The sequence below is a fragment of the Rhizobium sp. 18055 genome (assembly GCF_902706285.1).
GTDB lineage: Bacteria > Pseudomonadota > Alphaproteobacteria > Rhizobiales > Rhizobiaceae > Rhizobium.
This window is the reverse complement of sequence record NZ_CACSKD010000054.1, coordinates 1-1,139: the sequence shown is the minus strand read 5'-3', so window position 1 is coordinate 1,139 and position 1,139 is coordinate 1. Positions and strand designations below refer to the sequence as shown.

General features: G+C 48.3%; 2 protein-coding genes. Both read left to right on the top strand.

What is annotated here, in order from left to right; all coding sequences use genetic code 11:
- Positions 1-670 (top strand): hypothetical protein (locus GVL52_RS27835; protein ID WP_160012641.1); only part of this gene is annotated, 670 nt, incomplete at its 5' end.
- The gene (locus tag GVL52_RS27830) at positions 663-1,082 is read left to right on the top strand and encodes a hypothetical protein (protein WP_160012640.1); all 420 of its coding nucleotides are present in this window, start codon (positions 663-665) and stop codon (positions 1,080-1,082) included. The genes GVL52_RS27835 and GVL52_RS27830, both read left to right, overlap by 8 nt.
- Positions 1,083-1,139: the final 57 nt, after the last annotated feature.

Genomic DNA, 1,139 nt, shown 5'->3' with positions numbered 1-1,139 from the left:
GCATATGTTTGCGCCATTGCTCAAGGCTAAGCGCATCAGCATCGAAGACAGTAATGCGGGAGATGGCACCCCTGACCTTGAAATTAGCTCGGCCAAGTTTAAGAAGCTTGCAGGCGAACTCAACACCGCCGATGAATCGGAAAGTTTTGTAATTGACATTGGCGGATCCAACGCCAAAAATATGATCTCCACTTTTGATGAGTTGGCTTCAACAACTGAACTCATCGATTGCTGGGTGATTCCAGTTACCCCCTCCACTAAACAAATCACTGACTCGCTGCGCACAGCTCAATCTCTTAAGGACCTCGGCATAGAGCCTGAAAAGATTGTGCTTCTCCCAAACAACGTCACTGACCCCGAGTCATTTGAAAGTGACTTCGCGCTCATTTACAAGGCACGCCAGTTTGGTTTTTTTGTCCCTGAGCAAGCGATTCTTTCCACGGAGGCCTTCGAGATCCTTAAAAACGATGAGCGCTCGATCTTTGATGTGATTAATAACAAGATCAACTTCACTGCCAAGAAGGCTGAGTTGCGTAAAGCAGGAGACGACGAAGGTCTTGCCAAACTTGGGCAAGAGATCGTTCTTTACGATCTGAGCCGCTTTGCTTCGCGCAATATCAAAAAGGTTTTCGAATCAATCCCCCTCTTCGAAGGCCAAGAAAATGGATGAGGGCCTGCGCGCTGATGATTTTCGGCGCGCTTGGCCCACTGCGCTGTCCGCCGCGATGCGCGACGTGGGCCAACTGGCGGATCAAATTGAGACAGCAGCAGAGAAAGTAACTGCCGCCAACCGAGACGCGCTAGTTATCGCAGAGCTGCTTCCCAAGATGGTCGATGCGCTCCGTGTTTCTCTTCGCGAGGATGGAGAGAAACTCCTTTCGAGTAGCAGTGAAAGACTAGAGGAGATTGAAAAAAGAATCCAAGGTTTAGTCGATGAGGCAAGTGCCTTAGAAAAAAATATTGCAGCACGTACAGCTGAACTAGAACTTAGTGCAAACAAACTCGCTCGCCAGAGAGAGTTACTAAGAATTGAAACTGAGCTTCGAAAACGAAGGTGGTTTCACTTTTTCCACAAGGATTAAGAGGTAGAAATGCAAAAATGGGAACTTTTGGCTTCTCCGGGCCATGTCCTACTCACA

What these genes read in the sequence shown, in the direction of transcription:
- GVL52_RS27830 (WP_160012640.1), top strand. Translation starts at nt 663, where the DNA reads ATGGATGAGGGCCTGCGCGCTGATGATTTTCGGCGCGCTTGGCCCACT.